The organism is Methanosarcina sp. MSH10X1 (assembly GCF_004099695.1).
Lineage (GTDB): Archaea > Halobacteriota > Methanosarcinia > Methanosarcinales > Methanosarcinaceae > Methanosarcina.
In genome coordinates this window covers 244,121-262,232 of the sequence record NZ_SCHL01000003.1, presented here as the reverse complement: position 1 = coordinate 262,232, position 18,112 = coordinate 244,121, and the positions used below count along the sequence as shown (strand labels likewise).

Genomic DNA, 18,112 nt, shown 5'->3' with positions numbered 1-18,112 from the left:
CATAAATTAAAAATTTATAAACCCTGATTTGAAATTCAGCAAATCAGGAATATATTTGAGACCATCAGGTGCATTTAAAAATGACAGTCAACAGACCAAGAGGGACCCGGGACTTTTTACCTGCCGATACTGCCCGGAGAAGGTACGTGGAAAGTGTTATGCGAGATGTTGCCCGCAAATGGGGCTACAGTGAGATCATTACGCCCACGTTTGAGCATCTTGACCTTTTCACCCTGAAGTCAGGGGAAGGAATCGTAGGGGAACTCTATAACTTTAAGGATAAAGGCGGCAGGGAAATGACCCTCAGACCCGAGCTTACCGCCCCTGTCATGCGCCTGTACGTGAACGAACTCCAGTCCTTCCCGAAGCCCTTAAAGTTATTCTACTTCGAAAACTGCTTCCGTTATGAGCGCCCCCAGAAAGGTCGTTTCAGGGAATTCTGGCAGTTCGGGATCGAACTTATAGGCAGCGGAAAACCTGATTCCGATGCCGAGGTTATCGCCCTTGCCGACGCCCTGTTAAAAGCCGCAGGCGTGAAAGGCGACATGAAACTCGGAAACCTTGCAGTCATACGCACGCTCCTGAACGGGCTTGAATCCGAGATCGTGAGCAAGGTCATGCGCCTTGTGGACAAGAAAGAGTATGCAGGCCTTGAAGCCCTGCTTGAGGAAATCGGAGCCGAAGAACAGCTTAAATCTGACCTCTTCCACCTGATCAAGCTGGAAGGCAAATATATCCTCCCGGAAGTAATAAAAATCGTCGGAAATATCCCTGAACTGGTAAGCTTTGAGAAAACCCTCCGGCTTCTCGACGCCTACGGGGTAGATTACTCCCTTGACTTCGGGATCGCCCGCGGGCTCGACTACTATACAGGCATGGTTTTTGAAGTCTATGCCGAGGGCCTCGGCGCCCAGAAACAGGTCTGCGGCGGCGGCTCCTACCAGCTTATCCAGCTTTTCGGCGGCGGAGACGTCCCTTCAACCGGCTTCGGAATCGGCTTCGACCGGATTATGGAAATCTGCCCCCTTACCCCGCCTTCCCCAAAAACCCTTGTCCTCATCTCGAAACCTGACGTCCATCTCGAAGCCATAGGCTTTGCAAACGAATTAAGAAAACACGTCCCTGTCCACATAGACCTCATGGAACGCAATTTCAAAGCCCAGCTTTCCTATGCAAACACCATCAACGCCGACTATACGGTCATAGTCGGGGAAAAAGAACTCGAAGCCGGAAAACTTACGCTGAGGGATATGGTCTCAGGAGAACAGGAACTTCTGACGCTGGAAGAGATTATTGAGAAGGTTGCTTAAGAGTCGGGATAAGACAATTCTTTTGAGATTGTCTTAAAACTCGATTAATTTCTACAATTGGATACTGGATATTTGACTTAAAATCGTAGAAATGTTCCAAGCTTCAGGTGTGAATTTATCGCATAGTCAAATACTCTCTAATACCCCAATTGTGGATCAAATTTAGGTTTTACACTATATGTAGTGCCTTTTTGGTACTTACTAATCTCATTTTCAAGAACTGCTCATTCCATCAGCCACTTTCCTATATTCTTTATTTTCTAATTAGAGAAACCTAAAACATAGCAATAAGACTCAAAAATATTGCTAAAACGAATCTTCTAAGTCCGAAATATTATAAAAAAACAATCAAAGAAACAGCAACGTTAAAGATTATTAATTGTAAATGCATACTTCAGAAAACAAGAATTTCAAAGGGTTAATCTTGAGATACTTGACTTTAAAAAATATTGACCTTCAAGGAGCTAACCTTTGAGAGGTTAATCCTCGAAGGGCTAATTTTTAAATGGCTAAACTTGAAGGAACCGACTTTTAGAGATTGGTCTTAAAGCCAAATTCTCAAGAAACTACTTTTAGGGTAACTTATCTTTATTGACAATTCAATGATATATCCTGATACCGTAGATTGCTTTTGCAGGGTCCTTATTATAATGATCACTCAATTTTGATTTTCCGTAAATTGGATCATTGATATAATAAGTCGAACCTGAATAACCTGTGATCACAACGAAATGAGGATTACTATCAGGCTTAACTTGTGCAATAACAGGGTGGCCATTATTAATCTCTGTATTAATTTTATTTAAATCTGCGGGGATGCGTTTGTAATCAATTCGGCTTATAAACTTAACTTTTCCTTTACTTATACCTGGAGCATTCTCCCAAATAACGTCCCCTCCGCTGTATCCATTATTTTGTTTTAACCAAGTGTTCAGATTCTTGGGATCCGTCTGAACTGCATAATACTTGAACACCATTGAAACAGATGTAATTGCACATCCTGCACTTCCTATCGTATTTCCTTTTTGCGAATATCCCAGCTTTTCGGCAGACCATCTGGAGTCCGTTTGTAGATAAAGGGGAACATTAAGCTTTTTTTCTGCCGTTGTAGAAGTATCTACAGTAAATCCATACTTTTGTCCAAGCTTGGTCAAGTCTTTCTGTCCTGGTATTCCGTCACAATATCTTGCCGCGGAACCAAGGGACTCCTGCCATTTCTTATATGCTTTGATAGTAGTGGTACCATAGCTTCCATCATATGCATATTTACTGCTAAGCAATCCTTCTTCAGCCAAAGCGACTTCAACGATCTTCACATCATCAGCTGCCCCTGGAGTTGTTCCACCCTGAGCTCTGGCGGGATCAAGTTTTGCAGCTTGTTGAAGAGCTGACAATGAAACAACTTCGGCTGCGCTTGCTGCCGAAACTGTTAATGATAATACAAAAAGGACTAACAGTCCAGCTGCCATTATTTTCTTGGTTCTTTTGTCAACCATTTTCTTAATTCACCTTTTACTGTCTTTATAGAATCCATAACATTTCTCTATGGGTTCTTCTCTAGTCACAATATTTGTAAGAGAATTGTAATGCTAATCACAGATTCGATGGAGTAACTAACAAAGTCATTATTCGTTCAGATGCAATCACAAAAGCCAATCTCAACCACTGTTGTCAAGATCAACTCTTCAGGAACAAAACTTAGCTAGACTTTGATAATTTTCCATAGTTAACACTAGGTCAGAATCGATACGCAAAGATCTTTTTAAAAAATAGACATTCGTATATTGTTTTCCCTTTAAAAATTCTAAATAGAAATTAATTTTTTAAAGGAAAGTGATTTAAACTTTAGGTATTATAACGAATATTGACTACGTTATACGACGAAGATCTATTCTTTGTCCAGAAGTCTTTAGGCAGGCATCGGGTCCGGCAACCTGATGCCGCTAAACTCTTTTACTCATTTTTGATTTTTTTTCAAATCACCTCAAAAAATGTTTCTGTGAAATAACTATAAAGATCCTTCGGTCTTAAAAAGATAAGAATAAATATATAAACGATTACTTAATTATTCAAATAGTATTTAGGAATTTTTTATGAAATGGTTGATTATAAATAGCTTAATATATGGGCCTTAACCAAAAGATTAAATATCTATTAACGAATATGAAAAATAGAAATAATACTGCGTATTGGATTTCAAAATTCTCCACATGTCTAGTTTTTTTATCTTTACTTCGAGTAAATTCCCTTTGAGGTTCATCTCTCCATTACCTTATAATGCATGCAAACAATCTATAAGGCTTTTAATATTTAAAAAAGATCTATGTAAACCTGTATTTTTTCCAGTTTTTGCATATGGTCGGCCAGAAAGCTTTTATTTCTGTCGTCTATGTAATATCTGACTTGACAAATGACTTCACAAATATAGATAAAATAGCCTATCATTAACCTATATACAGACTCATTCCATTTCTAAAGGCCGCTAAACGTGCGTTATTTATAAAGAATTTATAAAAATTTACTCTCAAAGTTTATATAGAGCCGATACCAGATTTTATAAAGTCTCTGAATAAAATGTAATTTTGGGGATTAATACAGAGTCTATATTTTACCTAAAAATAAGGGGAGTTGTAATGAAAAATCTATTTGATTTAACAGGAAAAGTTGCAATTGTAACAGGGGCTTCTTCTGGGCTTGGAGTGGAGTTTGCAAAAGCCCTGGCAAATCAGGGTACAAATCTTGCTTTAGTCGCACGCCGGGAAGAAAAATTAAAGGAAGTGCAGAAAGAAATAGAAAAACTCGGTGTAACCTGCCGCTATTACGTATGTGATGTAACGCAGACCGATCAAATTAAGAATGCTGTTGAGCAGGTGGAAAAAGACTTCGGTAGAATCGATATCCTTGTAAATAATGCCGGGCTCGGGCTTGTTGATAGTGCCGAAAAAACAACAGATGAAATGTGGCGCCAGATGGTTGATACCAACCTGAACGGGGTTTATTTCTTTGCCCGCGAGGCCGGGAAGGTAATGTTGAAGCAAAAATACGGAAGAATAATTAATATCGGATCGATCCACTCAACCGTGTCAATGAAAGGGTTACCGGTTACAGCTTATTGCGCTACAAAGGGCGGAGTATTAATGCTTACTAAGGCCCTGGCAACTGAATGGGCAAAAGAAGGCATTACGGTTAATGCAATCGGTCCCGGATACTTTGCGCTTGGAATGGCCGAAGGAATTGTCGCTGATCCGGAAATTTCGAAAGTCATTGAATATATGTCTCCGATGGGTCGTGCAGGAAAATCAGGGGAGCTTGATACGACAGTTCTTTACCTGGCATCCGATGCGTCGACATTTACTACAGGTCAAATAATTACAGTTGACGGCGGCTGGACTGCACTTTAACGCAAAAAGCTATTGTTTTCAAATGTATAAAATGTTACAGGATAAAAACTGGAGGATTCTCTTCCAGACATTACTTTATTTACTTTTCTAATATTCTGCCCGAAATTAAGTGATTTTCTAAATACTTTTGGAGACACAGTACATGATTCTTGTATTTTTTAATTGTTAACCTGAACAGTAAAAATTTTTTTATACTAAGGCAGACTAAATTCATTATCTCCGAACTTGGAATTTTTCCGATGTTCGTGATAGGAGGCTAATAAACGGCTAATCACAGTCTACTAGGCTTCTTTGGTCAAGCTTTCTTTTCAAGAAAGGTTGGGAGGCAAATTTACGGCTAATAACAGTCTACTAGGCTTCTTTGGTCAAGCTTTTTTTTCAAGAAAGGTTGGGAGGCAAATTTACGGCTAATCACAGTCTACTGGACTTCTTTGGTCAAGCTTTCTTTTCAAGAAAGGTTGGGAGGCTAATTTACGGCTAATAACAGTCTACTGGACTTCTTTGGTCAAGCTTTCTTTTCAAGAAAGGTTGGGAGGCTAATTTACGGTCAATGAAAATCCTGTTTTGCCTCGTCGGATTGGAACTGACGAATCCGCTGTTACTTCGCTTCCTTTCAGGCTTACAGTTTCAGGCATCCTTTTTGCTGTAATTTTACTTCTCTCCTCCGTTTACCTTTTTGATTTTCTGGAAGAGGCAAAGGAAAATGCAGCTCTGGATGAGATTTCGAGGCTCACGGCTGCTGCCGAACAGCTCTCGCTGCATGGGGAAGGAAGCGAAGTTTCCCTGGATCTCAGACTGCCTGAAGGTGTGAGCGTGGATTTCGGAATTCTGCCCGGCCGGCAGGACAAATGGCCTGAGGATGCTAATGATTACTGTGTCCGTATGGGAGAAAAGGCCACTTTCTATTGTTCGGACGCCTCTTTCTCAAACTCTGGGCTCAACGGGCCTGTATCCCTCAGTTCAGGCAAGCACAGGCTTCTTCTCTCAACGGAACTCGAACCAGGTTCAGGAAGGTTATTCGTGCTTATCTCTGAAAAAGAGGCTCTTAAGAAACTCTGAAATCTGAAGGAGGTCTACTGTGAGGGATTTTACTCGTGACAACTCGGCATGGGCTGATTTTCTAATTTCAAAGGCAGCCCTCATTCTCGCAAGTGCTGTACTTTTTATGGCACTTTTTCATCTGGTAGCTGGCTTTAAGGAACTTGAAACGCAGGAACAGCTCGATTTTCTGGCCCGGGACTTTAAAGCCGCAGTAGACAAAGTCGGATCAGGGAATTCGGAATCGGATTATTCAGGGTCGGATTATCTCAAAGTGGGCGCTCAGCAGGATTTTCAGGATGAGTTTCGCGGCTTATCCCTGGATGAATTTCAGGATAAGTCTCAAGAGTCTTCCTATTGTTTTGAGAATACGGAAATTTTCAGGAACCTGCCTTTTTCGGACGATATATTGGTAAGAGTCTCGGGAGAATATGTCTGTGTTGAAGCTGTATCCGGGGAACGGAGCTTCAGGGCTGTAAGGCCCTTTGCTTTCAGGGTCTTGCCTTTTAACGAATCCGTGCTCCATGAGAAACTCAACACGAAGTTTGGAGCCATGGGTGATGAAGATACTCCTCTTACAGCCGATTATTCAGAAATTGAATTTTTTCTTCAGACGCTGGGAACAGAAGGAGCCGTCCTTAACCCGAATGAGAACATCTCGTTAAAGAAAAAACTTATTTATATAAAGGATGGAGAGGAGGTCGCTGCTTTTGGTTGCGTTCTTGTGTATCAGTGACCGGTTTGAAAATTTGCTTAACGAGCTGTCCCAAAGTCCACTGCTGGCTGTAAACCGATTCAAAAATATCACAAAGCCTGCAAAGAAAACGTGCACGTTACTGTTCAGGGATGAGCGAGGAATGCTTGAACCGCATGCCGATCTGCTCTCCGTAGCCCTTGCAGTAATAGGTTTTATGGTTTTTGCAACCCTGATGTCGCAGACCTATTTCGGATATGAAGACCGTTCGTTTGCCCTGGAAAATTACGAGAGCGCTTCCCTTCTTGCCCAAAGCCTGGCAGACGACCCTATGTTGAGAGCGGGAGGCTCAGGCTTGCTTTCGGCAGCAGCTATTGATACCCTTTCTGGCCCCGCCGGAGCAAGTGAAAGAGCAAGGCTTTTTGCAGCTTTTTCCGGAAATTATCGGTTTCTGGTTGAAATCAAAACAGGGGATGGTCAGTGGAGCTGGCAGATCGTACCTGACAACATCGAACCTGAAGCCTATGCCGGCGGCAAGGAAAAAGTCGCAGCCTCTGTGCCCATTGTTATCAAGCTGAATCCAGCACAATCCGTGCCTGGAATCCTCACGGTGGTGATCTACAAGGCTGCATGGACATGACGAAAAGTAAGTAAAAGACATAATTTCTTAGAGGTCAGGCTGTGGCATGAAAGTAAGAGAAAGTAAGAGAAAGTAAGAGAAAGTAGGAGAAAGTAGAAGGGATCGCATGAAGGAGAGAAAAGCCGGAAAGTCAGTAAACGGGAATCGGAAATCGGGAATCCGAGAACAGAATGAGGTGAGAGATTTAAGGATCGCTGAAAGCCCGGAAGAACCCCGAAGGAAAAAAGGAAATTTGGCTGCGGAGTGCTCAGCTTATTCCACGGTTTTTGACGCCCTCTTTTTGCTTGTTCTGATTTCGCTTGCCAGCATTGTGCTGATGCCTTCCATGCAAGCCGAAAAACAGTATTATGCAGCCGGGTATACCACTTCTTCGGAACTTGATGTTTATCTGCTTGAGTCGTTTCTCTCCTGTAAACTTGAAGATTTCGAATACGGAATCTCTCCTCTTGAAGCTCTTAATATCTCTATACCGCAAAATTCGGTTGTGGAAAATTCTTCTCACGCCCTCTTCGGGAAAGAGCAGAAACACAGGACTTTTGCCGACCTGGTCTCTGAATATCTTTCCCTCTCCCTGACGGTCCGAAATAATGATTCCTCAGTTTTTCTAAATCCTTTTGCTTCTGACTACTCCTCGCAGGATATGGAAGCCATCTCGGCATATCTTGACCAGAAGGCTGCAGGAAGATTTTCTTATCGATTTGAAGCTTACTGGCGCCCCTTAGAAGCTTTTCCTCTGCAAAGTGAACTTATCATAGGAGAAGAACCTCCCGCAAATGCAATCCGACAAAGTACAGAACTTTCCATGCCCCTTTACGCCAGCGCTCCTTCAAAAACTGTCCTGCTTGCCTGTATCAACGACTCCGTGCTTGAAGCTTCTTTTAACTCCTCAGATGAAAACGCCGGTAAGATGCTCTTTGAGGCTTTCAATGCCTCTCTTGACGTGGCAGCCCTTGAAGGAGCAGAGGCGGTCACTGGATTGCTTTTCCCCTCGGATTATTTCGGGTCGGTTTTCGGGGAGGAAACCGAGGAATCTTTCCAGACCATGCTTTATGGAGTATCGGAAGAGCCTGTACAAGGAAAATCCGGAGAAGAGGCTTTTGCAGCTTATTTTTCAGATATCCTCAAAGCCGGATTTCCGGTTGAACCCACAGCTTTCCCCGAAAACGCAGCAACGGCTGATCTTCCTTTACTTCAAGACCTGATAACCGGGCACATAAGAGATCAAATCAGAACCGGACTTGAACAGGAATTTTCAGGTGAGATCAACGAAACAGTTTCTTCCATCCTTGAAGCTGAAAATATTCAGGAAGCCCGGAAATATAGGGACGAGCAAGTTGAATCCCTTCATGGGCAGATAAGTCCTGACGGGGCAAGAATAGTTTTGAGCTTCTGGGATTCTGATTCATAAAGATCAAAGGCATCTTTTCCCAGAGTTTTTCCAGCGCCAAAGAAAGCCCAATACCTCCTCTTCTCAACACAAAGTATATATGTCATGGTGCGTTCTCTAGTGATGTTTTTACCGAGAAATTTACGCTTTTGCAGGAGTTCCTGAAAAGCCACGCAGCAGTTTGCTGTGGCGGATTAAAATCTCCCGATCGATGTATTGGTCCGTTATAGTCGGTAAAGATATAACTTCAGCCCGAAGACTTCTCTTCAGGCATCGATCAATTGATATCAGGAGAAATAATTATGGCAAAAATGCATACCAAAAGAAAAGGTAAGTCCGCATCCACCAGGCCAAACAGAACCGAGCCGCCTGAGTGGTGCAAGATAAGTGCAGACGAAGTTACTACAATCACCCTCGATCTCTGGAAACAGGGTGTCTCCACCGCCGAAATCGGAATGACTTTAAGGGACCGCTACGGAGTTCCTGATGCCAAGCTTATCACAGGCAAGAAAGTCACAGCCATTCTTAAGGAGAACGATGTCGCTCCGAACGTTCCTGAAGACCTTACCAATCTTATTGTAAAGGCTCTGAGACTCAGGAAGCACCTTTCCATTAACAAGAAAGATGTCCACAACAAGCGTTCCCTTAACCTTACTGAATCCAAGATCAGAAGGCTCGTTAAGTACTACAAGCAGGAAAAGGTACTTCCGAGAGACTGGTTCTACAAGCCCGAGACTGCAGAAATGATGATTACCAGGTAAAACCTGGAAATCTTTTTTTCTCTTTTCTGTTTTTCTGTTTTGTTTTTCTGTTTTTCTTTTCTGTCTTTTCCGACAGGCGTTACTTCGCTGGAAAGTCGCACCGAAATTTTAAGACTGCTGGTTTATTTTCTTCCTTTCCCGATTGCTTTTGAAACGATTGCTGACTTTTTCTTGAAGGAATTCCAGTTCTGCCCGATTTTAAAGGTTATTTACGAGTGCCACTTCAGGGCTTTCGGGAACCACGCACCGCATACCTGCAATCTCTCCGATAACTACAGGCAGACCGTATACCTCCTCGATTACCTGAGGCGTAATAACTTCGGCTCCTCCGTGTGCGTGAACCTTTCCTCCCTTCAGGAGAATAAACCGGTCCGCATATCTCAGAGCCTGGTTAAGATCGTGCATGGTCATTACAGCTGCAATCCCGTGCTCAAGGACAATCTGCCTGATAATGGCAAGAATCTCAACCTGATTTCTCAGGTCAAGGCTGCTTGTTGGTTCGTCAAGAAGGAGGACTTTTGGTTCCTGTACGAGTGAACGCGCGATTGCGACTTTCTGGAGTTCGCCCCCGCTCATCTCATCGATATAAGACAGGCGCAGTTTTTCCATGGAAAGCAGCCTGAAGACCGAATCTACTATTCGAAGGTCTTTCTCAGTAATATCCCATTTGATATGTGGGCGTCTTCCGAGCAGGACTGCATCAAAAGCGGTAAGCCTTCCGGTTTCCACACGCTGGGGAACATACCCGATAAGGCGTGCGATTTCCATTGTTCCAAGGTCGAAAAGGTTATTTCCGTCAAGATGAACCGCTCCTCCCTTTGGGTGGAGAATCCTGTTAAGGCATTTTAACAGCGTGGTCTTTCCAACCCCGTTGGGACCAAGGATTGCTACAACTTCCCCTTCCTCGATAGAAAAGGCAATCTCGTGAAGAATTTTACGGTTTCGATACAGGAATTCGAGTTCTTCAACAGCAAGAATCATCGTTTGTACCCCCTGAGAAGTAAGTAAATGAAAGCAGGTGCACCCATGAAGGCAGTAAGTATGGAAACGGGAAGCACGTATGGTGATATTATTAGCCTGGCTGCGGTATCCGATACCAGAAGCAGGATTCCTCCAAGCAGGGTAGAGCCGGGGATCAGGTATTTCTGATCATCGCCTATGACCCTTCGAACCATATGAGGACAGATCAACCCTACAAACCCGATAACCCCAAGAAAAGCAACAATCACTGCCGAGACCAGGGCTGCAACTACCATGCCTATTAACCTTATCTTTTCCACATCGACACCGAGACCTTTTGCGGTCTCATCACCTGCATCTATTGCATTGTAGTTCCAGCAGTTGGCAATGAAGAATAGGATTGCTAGCAGCACAACGCCTGTCATTATTTCAAGTTCCAGCCAGTTAATCCTGCCCACGTCTCCAAAAGTCCAGAATACGACTGCTGCAAGCTGGGTATCGTCAGCAAAATACTGGAGAAACATCGTGCCTGCGGTAAAGAGGGACGAAAGCGCAACTCCTGCAAGCACCATTACCTCGGGCGAAGCTCCCCGAATTTTCGAGATTAGCAGGATCACGCCGGTTGCAAGGAGGCAGAAGAGGAAGGATGCCATCGTTGTCAGGTAGGGATTGTTTATTATGACGGCGTCTGCAACTGTGGACTGTACCTTCCCGGTACCCAGAACTACCACAGACACTGCGGCTCCGAAAGCGCCGGCATTTGAAATTCCAAGCGTAAACGGAGACGCGATCGGATTACGCAGGATAGACTGCATAACAACCCCTGCGACTGAAAGTCCGGCTCCTGCAACTATTGCGGCCAGAGCCTGAGGGAGCCGGATGTTCCAGACAATCCTCCATATGTTTTCATCGGATCTGGTCATGGGTTCTTGACCCAATAGCGTCTGAATTACCTTATAAAGAGGGATTTCCACCGCTCCTACTGAGATTGAGTAAACAAGCATAAAGAAGAGGAGCAGGAGCCCCCCCATGATCCAGAAGTACTTTCTGCGTACATATAAGAGATAATCTTCCGGAACTGCTCCGCTGGCAAAATGCACCTGTTTATACCCTCCATCATAGTGGAATCTGTTTGAATCCAAGGTTGTTGTACTGACCGTTCAGGTCCGTGAATACCGGCTTTCCAACAAAGAAAGTGTATATCTCGTCAGCTTTTGCTTCCGGATCAATGTCTTCAAACCTTTCCGGATAGAGCACTTTTCCTACAAAGTAAGCATTTGCAAGCACGGATTCATAGTTGGTGCTGTAGAAGTTGTAGGGAATTACTCCATAGACTTTGCCATTCTTTGCAGCCGAAAGTCCTGCAAGGGATGCATCATTTTTGAGTTCTCCGATTGCACCTTCATTACCAAGCTGGAGGGTGCCTACGTCAATAAATATATACTCGGGGTCCCAGGCCACAAGTGCTTCTTTGGCAACATCCGCATGCTCTGTACTCACTCCGGCTGCAACGTTATTTGCATTTACCCAGAGGAACGGCGCATAAGTAGGTTCCGTGGAGATTATTCCATGAGCGCCTGACAGACTCACTCCACCAATATAAACGGTTTTTCTTTCGGATTCCGGAATGTCTGCAGTCCTGCTTTCCAGATCATGCATGGTAGCGTCGATATAATCAATTACTTCTTCTGCCCTTTCCTGTTTGCCCACGGCATCGCCCATCATCCTGAGAGAGCTATACATCTCGTCTCTCTGTTTCTCATTGTTCAAAGACCCGTAGGGGAATGAGATCACAGGTATGCCGGTCTTACCCTGAAGGGCGTCGGCATCAGCAGCGGTAGGATCCGAGGCTTGTCCAATTGTACTGCTTTTCAGGATAATCTCGGGGTTAACCTCAATTATCTTCTCAGGGTCATCTTTGCCTTTGGCTTCTCCGATAAGGGGGTAATCTTTAAGCTGGGGATTTGCAATAGCGTAGGGACGGCCCTCTATTTCGTTTTCCTTTTTCTCCATGCTGTCTACGCCTGCAATATAGTCTTCAGCCTGCAGGTACACAAGGTAGCGCAGGCAGCCAGCTCCCGAGCAAACGACCCTTTCCGCATTTCCGGGTATGGTAACTTCCCTGCCGAACCCGTCCGTGATTGTGAGATCTGCTGACTCTGCTACCTCACCGGTATCCACAACTGCTGAAGCTTCTACCTGAACCGGTGCTTCCGAATTATCACTTGAGGCGGAATCTTCCGCGCATCCGGAGGTCATTACCAGAGCAGCAATAAGTAGACCTATTAAAATAATTTTATTTAATTTGTTACTATAATTTAATTTCATGTTACCATCCTCTGTAAATAGAGAGTAAAAGTATTACATATAATTAACTAAATTTACCTGTTTATTGTTTAAGTCTTAACATCATGCATAATTTAGTGATTTATTATGATCTTTAAACCGGAATGAAACTAAACCTGCTGCATAACTCGAACCTGGCTTGCCCCCAATCGCTTGAATTAATAATCTTTGATTGCTTCTGTTTTTGGCGGATTGATGCTTGTAAGTATTAACCCGTAAGCTAATCCGCAAGATTGCTGGTTAAAAATTGGGTAAAAATTCGCTAAATTGCTAGTAAAATTGAATAAAGATCTGCTAATTGCTAGTAAAATTGAATAAAGATCTGCTAATTGCTAGTAAAATTGAATAATATCAGAAAAATAGATGGAAATTAATAGAGATCGGATAGAAATTAAATAATACGTTATTCATAAATCTCTTCCCAAAAGAGTTACGCTAGATAAATAAATTCGCGTTTTTAAGAGATATTTAAATTTCTAAAAGTTTGAACCGGGAGCCGGGACGCTTTCAAAAGTGGATTTCTTAAAGTCCTGTTAAAAAGGTAATCTTCTTGCCTGTTAACCTGAAACCTCAAAGTGAGAAATTCCTTAGTTCAGTATTCAGGTTCCAGTCCCTCGATCCGCGAGAAAGTTTTGTCAAGCTCGGCTTCTTTTTCTACCCTTTGCTTTTTTTCTTTTTCCTGCTGGATTGCTTGGATAGCTACACCGTACAGCTTTTCCATTTCACGGGCTGACTCCAGGGTAAGTACGGACAGAACCTGAGGAAATTCACCGCTGCGCACGATTATTCCCTTAAAGACGTGTCCTATGGCTCCTGAGAGCTTTTCGATTTCACCTGAGATCTCATCTACATTCAGGTACTTACGGTCGCCTCTTATAATGATCATTGCCCGGCTTGCTTCCTCATATATGTCTGTGGAAAAGAGAAGCCCTGACGGAGAGAGGGTATTCTGGATTGCGGTTTTAATGGATGTTTCCCTCTCAGCCCTGTAAAAGCCCATTGTAGCAATCCCTGCTCCCCCGCTCATAACAGATTTAAAGTCCCCAAGGTCCGTAACCATCATCATCTCACTGTCAAGGGCATCGAGCAGGAAAAGAATGCGTTCGGTAATCATGTCATTGATACCGTCGTACGCCTCCTGAATGCTTCCTCCGATATTTTTAAGGTACTGGTTATCTGCAAGGATTATCCCATCGGCTCCGCTCTGTCGGATTTCCCGGATCGAAAAGGCGGTATTTTGCAGATAAAGCGTTCCTTCCTCCCTGAAAGGAAGCACAACGAGACAATAAACAGGATAGTTGTACCGGGCTTTCATTTCTTTTACGAGCAGAGGAGTAAAAGAAGAGCCAGTCCCTCCCGATGCCGAGGTTATCACGAAAGCGATATCAAAATTGCCCCTTTCTTCAATCTGCCGCATTATTCTCTCTTTTTTGTCCTCAAAGACCTGCTTCCCTATATTACGGTTTGCACCTACGCCGTGCAGCTGCTCGATATGGATTCTATCTCTGGCTTTCGTAAATTTCATTTCCTTAAGATCATTAATTGCAGTGTTCAGTGCAAGAGTTTCCACATGGCTCTTGAATTTCTGTCTGGAATAAAACCTTGCAAGCTTACTGCAGCTTTTCCCCCCTCCCAGAGCGTGCCGGTTAATGGAATCAAGAATCCTGTTCCCACATTGCCCGTTTCCTATTACCAGTATATTGAGCAAAAAACTCCTCCATTTCAAGGGTATTTTATACTTTTCCTATCCGGAGTTATTTATCAGCTTTTTCGGTCAAGGTTTCACTCCCCAGGCTTCACCTCGAATGGCTTTTCTCTAATATTCCAACCCAATTATTTAATATCGGTATTCTTTATGCTTTCTATATATATGAACGCCAGCAGCTGCAAGAATAATGGTAGAAATTACAATATACAGCGGATTTTTAATGAGAAAATCGAACTTTCCTTCTTTCACATTGATGCTCAGTGCGGTCGAATTATTGCTCTTTTTCAGGTTTACTGCTTCTATGCCGTTATTATATTCATAAGAAAGTTCGGAACTTATGTTATAAGTGCCAACTTCTTTTGCTTTTAATGTGTACGTGAACTCTTTATCGTTGTTGGGCTCCAGGGTTTCAATGTATACCCTGGGGGTTCCATCTACGGTCTCAATGTCTTCTCCACCTTCCACATACTCAAAGCTTTCCGGAATAAGGATATCAACACGGACAGCCTGCGCAGGGGCATTACCTTTATTTTTCAGGATTATGGTTGAGATTATTTTCTCATTTCTTTGTACGGATAAGCTGTCAACGTTCAGTCTGGCTTCAACATTTGCACGCAATTTATTTCCTTCACTTACGTTTATGGAAGGCGTGTTAGAAGAAGCCTTATAGGTCTGGCCAGCACTGTTGGTGTAACTTGCATTAACAGCTTTGAGCTCGAAGGCGCCTGCATCGGTTGCCTTTAACTTATATATATAGACGAGCGTTTCAGGGACCGATTCCCCATAACCGATTTCAGGAATGGTACCGGAGACTTCATATGTGGTTTCTTCCAGGACAAAATGTTCCTGCTTCGGATCCGCAAACGAAACGTTATGTGCAGTATCATTTCCTGAGTTTTTTGCCTTTACAGTAACGGTTACGCTCTCTCCGAGTTTTATTTTTGATTTATCTGTACTTTTTGTTATCACGACCTCGGGATCGCCTGCAAAAACCGCTTCAGAGCGGCCTTTTTCAAGGAGCTTGTTTGTATAAAGGTCTCCTGTGCTGTAGTTTGACATTGTTATTTCAACCGTAACTACTCCGCCGCTATGTACCGACTTCAGGCGCATCTCGACTTTGCCCTTTTCCTCAAAACTGAAATCTGCATTCTTATTCACACCCAGCAGGCCGTCTGTTACTTCCTTATCCTTCTCATACACATAATATGAAGCCGTATTGGCTTCAGGAAAGATATCAGTGATTTCGATCACGTAATTATTAAGCTGGTATGCCTGCCCGTCCTTAATGTTCCCTTCATACACGGCAGTTTTTGCCGATGCTGCGCTGCCCGATACCAGCAGAATGAAAAACGCAAGTAACAAAGTTATATGAATCCTTTTCAGTTTCACTTCTTTACCCCAAAGACCTGATAAAAAAGCCTGTCTACAGCAGGTTATTACCTGAATGTTTTAGATAAGCTGTTTTAACAGTAATCCTACTCCCTTGACCTTAAATATCTTCAACAAAAGCAGATATAAAGTTTGTGATCTTTTCTTTTTCTTCTCTTTAAAAGAAAAATGTGAGAATGAACTTTTAAACCTGTGAATTCGGTTGCAGAACGAATTCTAACGATAACGGATCCTGTTCCTTACCTATTAATAACATGGATTTTATGATTTTCCTGTCTCTCTTATCTCCGTTTTTATATTTTATATTCCTTCCCATGACTTCCTGAAAAGAACTATCAACTGACTATCTCCAGGCTGAGATCTATCCAGCTTGATTTATGGATAAGAGAACCCATGGATATTACATCCACTCCTGTTTTTGCATAGCTCTCAAGATTTACCTGGGAAATCCCTCCGGATGCTTCTACAATAACGGATTCTCTAAGTCCCTTTCCTTTAAGTATATCCAGCGTTCTCCGGACAATTTCTGGCTGCATGTTGTCCAGCATTATAATATCGGCTCCGAGTTTTGCAGCTAACACGGCGTCTTCTGCAGATTCTACCTCAACTTCTATCTTCCGGGTGAAGCTGGTGCTTTTTGCGGCCTCAATTGCGGCTTCTATTCCCATCAGTTTGACGTGGTTATCTTTAATCATAAGCGAATCTGAAAGGTTGAACCTGTGGGTGTCCCCTCCACCTGCGGCTACAGCCAGTTTTTCGAATTTCCTTATGCCTGGAGTGGTTTTCCTGGTGCAGGCTACCCTTGTAGTCTCCGAGTATCTCCTTACCGTATCAACACAGGCTCTGGTAAGGGTTGCAATCCCGCTAAGGTGGCCCAGGAAATTAAGCGCAAGCCTCTCTGCTCTCAGAATGGATACAGCTCCTCCCTTTAGCCTGAAAATTATCTCGCCTTCTTTTACCCGGTCTCCATCCTTAAGTGTGGTTTCAGCCTGAATCCCAAGATAGGAAAAAATCGATCCGGCTTCTTTAGTTCCGGCAATGATACAGGCTTCTTTAGTAAAAATAATGGCTTCTACAGGTCTGTCCGGGACAATAGTACACGAAACATCATCGTAACCCAGGTCTTCTTCTATAAAGCTTTCAACTTCTTTAATAAACATGTTTTACCCTGCTATGTTATGTTCCCCGAATTTATAAGAGGTACGGTGCCTTTGCTGCCGGATTCCGTATAAACCGTTAAAGAACGGCAGGTTTCTACTAAAGAGGTCTAGCAGAAGATTTAAAGATAGGGAACGGAATACAGTATCCCTGTTCTCGGGCTTATGAAGCCTGTCGCTAGAAATAAGCCTAAAAATAATTTAAACCTAAAGATAATTTCAAATCTATTGACTGTTTCTCAGGAGACTGGAATGCTGAAAATAGGAATTATTGGTTGCGGATTTATTGGTGGACAGATTTGCAGGGCTATTGATACTGGGGCTGTTAATGCGGAGTTGTATGCTCTTTCGGACTCTTCTCATAACAAAGCCCTTGAACTTGCAGCCTCCCTGGAAAGGTGCAGCCCTGGTTATATGGGAATTGAAGAATTACTGCAAAATGTAGATCTTGTTGTAGAAAGTGCCTCTCAGAGTGCTGTCAGATTCATAGTACCCAAGGCTCTGGAAGCCGGATGTGACGTAATGGTGCTCAGTGTAGGCGCGCTTGCAGATGAAGAGCTCCGGAAAAGGCTCTTCAGGCTTGCGGAACAGCACAACTGCAAACTCTATTTCCCCTCAGGTGCAGTTGCCAGTATAGACGGCATTAACTCCGCGTCTGCAGCAGAAATTTCCTCAGTTACCCTCACCACCAGAAAACCGCCTCTGAGCCTCGCAGGAGCTCCTCATATCGAAGCTCTGGGAGTAGAGCTTGAAAAGATCGAGAGAGAAACCCTGCTTTTTGAAGGGACTGCCTCGGAAGCCGTTAAAGCCTTCCCTGCAAATGTAAACGTCGCAGCCACGATAAGCCTTGCAGGCATAGGCTTTGAGCGGACGAGGGTGAAGGTAATCGCCGACCCTTCCCTGACCAGAAACGTGCACGAGATAACCGTAGAAGGCGAATTCGGTAAATTCTTTACCAGAATCGAAAATGTTCCCTCCCCGGAAAACCCGAAAACCAGTTACCTTGCAGCCCTTTCTGCAATCTCAACCCTGAAAAAAATCCTGAACCCGGTCCAGATAGGAACCTGATATGGCAGAAAAGATAAGAAATTAACTTGCCGTCTCACCCGATTTTTAGTCTGGAATGCAATATTCCTCACCCGGGTACATCTGAACAAAAAAAGAAAACTACTCACTCATAAACTAGTCAGCCTGAAGAGGAAAGCTAGCTAACCTAATCCTTAATATTTTTAGACGCATGTTGGGCCGTCCTCCCGGACTGTACTCGGGCGAGACTGGACTCAGGTGGTTCACAAATATTATATAGTGCGGGAGAGTTAAG

Annotated in this window: 15 protein-coding genes; 8 read left to right on the top strand and 7 right to left on the bottom strand. The window is 43.4% G+C overall.

Features of this window, described 5'->3' with window-relative positions:
* Nucleotides 1-80: 80 nt before the first annotated feature.
* Nucleotides 81-1,310 (top strand): histidine--tRNA ligase, encoded by a 1,230-nt coding sequence (hisS, locus tag EQO05_RS04435; RefSeq protein ID WP_128504139.1) that lies wholly within the window; start codon nucleotides 81-83, stop codon nucleotides 1,308-1,310.
* A 599-nt stretch (nucleotides 1,311-1,909) separates the two neighbouring features.
* Here hisS and EQO05_RS04430 read toward each other — a convergent pair.
* Complete coding sequence (locus tag EQO05_RS04430; protein WP_128504137.1) at nucleotides 1,910-2,806, bottom strand: C39 family peptidase; 897 nt, start codon at nucleotides 2,804-2,806, stop codon at nucleotides 1,910-1,912.
* Nucleotides 2,807-3,943: 1,137 nt separating this feature from the next.
* Between EQO05_RS04430 and EQO05_RS04425 the strand changes: the two genes are divergently transcribed.
* The 6 genes from EQO05_RS04425 (at nucleotide 3,944) to EQO05_RS04400 (ending at nucleotide 9,231) form a co-directional block, all read left to right on the top strand.
* Complete coding sequence (locus EQO05_RS04425) at nucleotides 3,944-4,711, top strand: SDR family oxidoreductase (RefSeq protein ID WP_128504135.1); 768 nt, start codon at nucleotides 3,944-3,946, stop codon at nucleotides 4,709-4,711.
* 564 nt (nucleotides 4,712-5,275) lie between these two features.
* On the top strand, nucleotides 5,276-5,770 hold the full coding sequence (locus EQO05_RS04420; protein ID WP_128504133.1) for a hypothetical protein: 495 nt from the start codon (nucleotides 5,276-5,278) through the stop codon (nucleotides 5,768-5,770).
* Nucleotides 5,771-5,789: 19 nt separating this feature from the next.
* Nucleotides 5,790-6,485 (top strand): hypothetical protein, encoded by a 696-nt coding sequence (locus EQO05_RS04415; RefSeq protein ID WP_128504131.1) that lies wholly within the window; start codon nucleotides 5,790-5,792, stop codon nucleotides 6,483-6,485.
* Nucleotides 6,460-7,083 carry a hypothetical protein gene (locus tag EQO05_RS04410; RefSeq protein WP_205793686.1) on the top strand — a complete coding sequence of 208 codons (624 nt, stop codon included), beginning with the start codon at nucleotides 6,460-6,462 and terminating at the stop codon, nucleotides 7,081-7,083. Before EQO05_RS04415 ends, EQO05_RS04410 begins: the two co-directional genes overlap by 26 nt.
* 106 nt (nucleotides 7,084-7,189) lie before the next feature.
* Nucleotides 7,190-8,491 carry a hypothetical protein gene (locus EQO05_RS04405; protein ID WP_128504129.1) on the top strand — a complete coding sequence of 434 codons (1,302 nt, stop codon included), beginning with the start codon at nucleotides 7,190-7,192 and terminating at the stop codon, nucleotides 8,489-8,491.
* A 281-nt stretch (nucleotides 8,492-8,772) separates the two neighbouring features.
* The gene (locus EQO05_RS04400; RefSeq protein WP_128504127.1) at nucleotides 8,773-9,231 is read left to right on the top strand and encodes a 30S ribosomal protein S15; all 459 of its coding nucleotides are present in this window, start codon (nucleotides 8,773-8,775) and stop codon (nucleotides 9,229-9,231) included.
* 198 nt (nucleotides 9,232-9,429) lie between these two features.
* Here EQO05_RS04400 and EQO05_RS04395 read toward each other — a convergent pair whose 3' ends face one another.
* The 6 genes from EQO05_RS04395 to nadC all read right to left on the bottom strand — a co-directional run bounded on the left by EQO05_RS04395 (nucleotide 9,430) and on the right by nadC (nucleotide 16,794).
* Nucleotides 9,430-10,212 carry an ABC transporter ATP-binding protein gene (locus EQO05_RS04395; protein ID WP_128504125.1) on the bottom strand — a complete coding sequence of 261 codons (783 nt, stop codon included), beginning with the start codon at nucleotides 10,210-10,212 and terminating at the stop codon, nucleotides 9,430-9,432.
* Nucleotides 10,209-11,291 carry an iron ABC transporter permease gene (locus EQO05_RS04390; RefSeq protein ID WP_128504123.1) on the bottom strand — a complete coding sequence of 361 codons (1,083 nt, stop codon included), beginning with the start codon at nucleotides 11,289-11,291 and terminating at the stop codon, nucleotides 10,209-10,211. Before EQO05_RS04390 ends, EQO05_RS04395 begins: the two co-directional genes overlap by 4 nt.
* 16 nt (nucleotides 11,292-11,307) lie before the next feature.
* Nucleotides 11,308-12,450 (bottom strand): iron ABC transporter substrate-binding protein, encoded by a 1,143-nt coding sequence (locus EQO05_RS04385; protein ID WP_370273564.1) that lies wholly within the window; start codon nucleotides 12,448-12,450, stop codon nucleotides 11,308-11,310.
* 679 nt (nucleotides 12,451-13,129) lie between these two features.
* Nucleotides 13,130-14,245, bottom strand: a complete 1,116-nt coding sequence (locus EQO05_RS04380; RefSeq protein WP_128504119.1) for a cell division protein FtsZ — start codon at nucleotides 14,243-14,245, stop codon at nucleotides 13,130-13,132.
* A gap of 129 nt (nucleotides 14,246-14,374) precedes the next feature.
* A complete protein-coding gene (locus EQO05_RS04375) occupies nucleotides 14,375-15,634 on the bottom strand; it encodes a BatD family protein (protein ID WP_128504117.1) in 1,260 nt (419 codons plus the stop codon).
* A 335-nt stretch (nucleotides 15,635-15,969) separates the two neighbouring features.
* Nucleotides 15,970-16,794 (bottom strand): carboxylating nicotinate-nucleotide diphosphorylase, encoded by an 825-nt coding sequence (nadC, locus tag EQO05_RS04370; RefSeq protein WP_128504115.1) that lies wholly within the window; start codon nucleotides 16,792-16,794, stop codon nucleotides 15,970-15,972.
* A 249-nt stretch (nucleotides 16,795-17,043) separates the two neighbouring features.
* On the opposite strand from nadC, the gene EQO05_RS04365 reads away from it, so the two are divergent.
* Entirely contained in the window at nucleotides 17,044-17,859 is an 816-nt protein-coding gene (locus tag EQO05_RS04365) for an aspartate dehydrogenase (protein WP_128504113.1), read from the top strand.
* Nucleotides 17,860-18,112 lie beyond the last annotated feature (253 nt).

Excerpts from the sequence above, each read along its gene's own strand:
- EQO05_RS04365 (WP_128504113.1), top strand. The coding sequence starts at position 17,044 with ATGCTGAAAATAGGAATTATTGGTTGCGGATTTATTGGTGGACAGATT.
- EQO05_RS04385 (WP_370273564.1), bottom strand. The coding sequence starts at position 12,450 with ATGACCTCCGGATGCGCGGAAGATTCCGCCTCAAGTGATAATTCGGAA.
- nadC (WP_128504115.1), bottom strand. The coding sequence starts at position 16,794 with ATGTTTATTAAAGAAGTTGAAAGCTTTATAGAAGAAGACCTGGGTTAC.
- EQO05_RS04395 (WP_128504125.1), bottom strand. The coding sequence starts at position 10,212 with ATGATTCTTGCTGTTGAAGAACTCGAATTCCTGTATCGAAACCGTAAA.
- EQO05_RS04405 (WP_128504129.1), top strand. The coding sequence starts at position 7,190 with ATGAAGGAGAGAAAAGCCGGAAAGTCAGTAAACGGGAATCGGAAATCG.
- EQO05_RS04425 (WP_128504135.1), top strand. The coding sequence starts at position 3,944 with ATGAAAAATCTATTTGATTTAACAGGAAAAGTTGCAATTGTAACAGGG.
- EQO05_RS04430 (WP_128504137.1), bottom strand. The coding sequence starts at position 2,806 with ATGGTTGACAAAAGAACCAAGAAAATAATGGCAGCTGGACTGTTAGTC.
- EQO05_RS04400 (WP_128504127.1), top strand. The coding sequence starts at position 8,773 with ATGGCAAAAATGCATACCAAAAGAAAAGGTAAGTCCGCATCCACCAGG.
- hisS (WP_128504139.1), top strand. The coding sequence starts at position 81 with ATGACAGTCAACAGACCAAGAGGGACCCGGGACTTTTTACCTGCCGAT.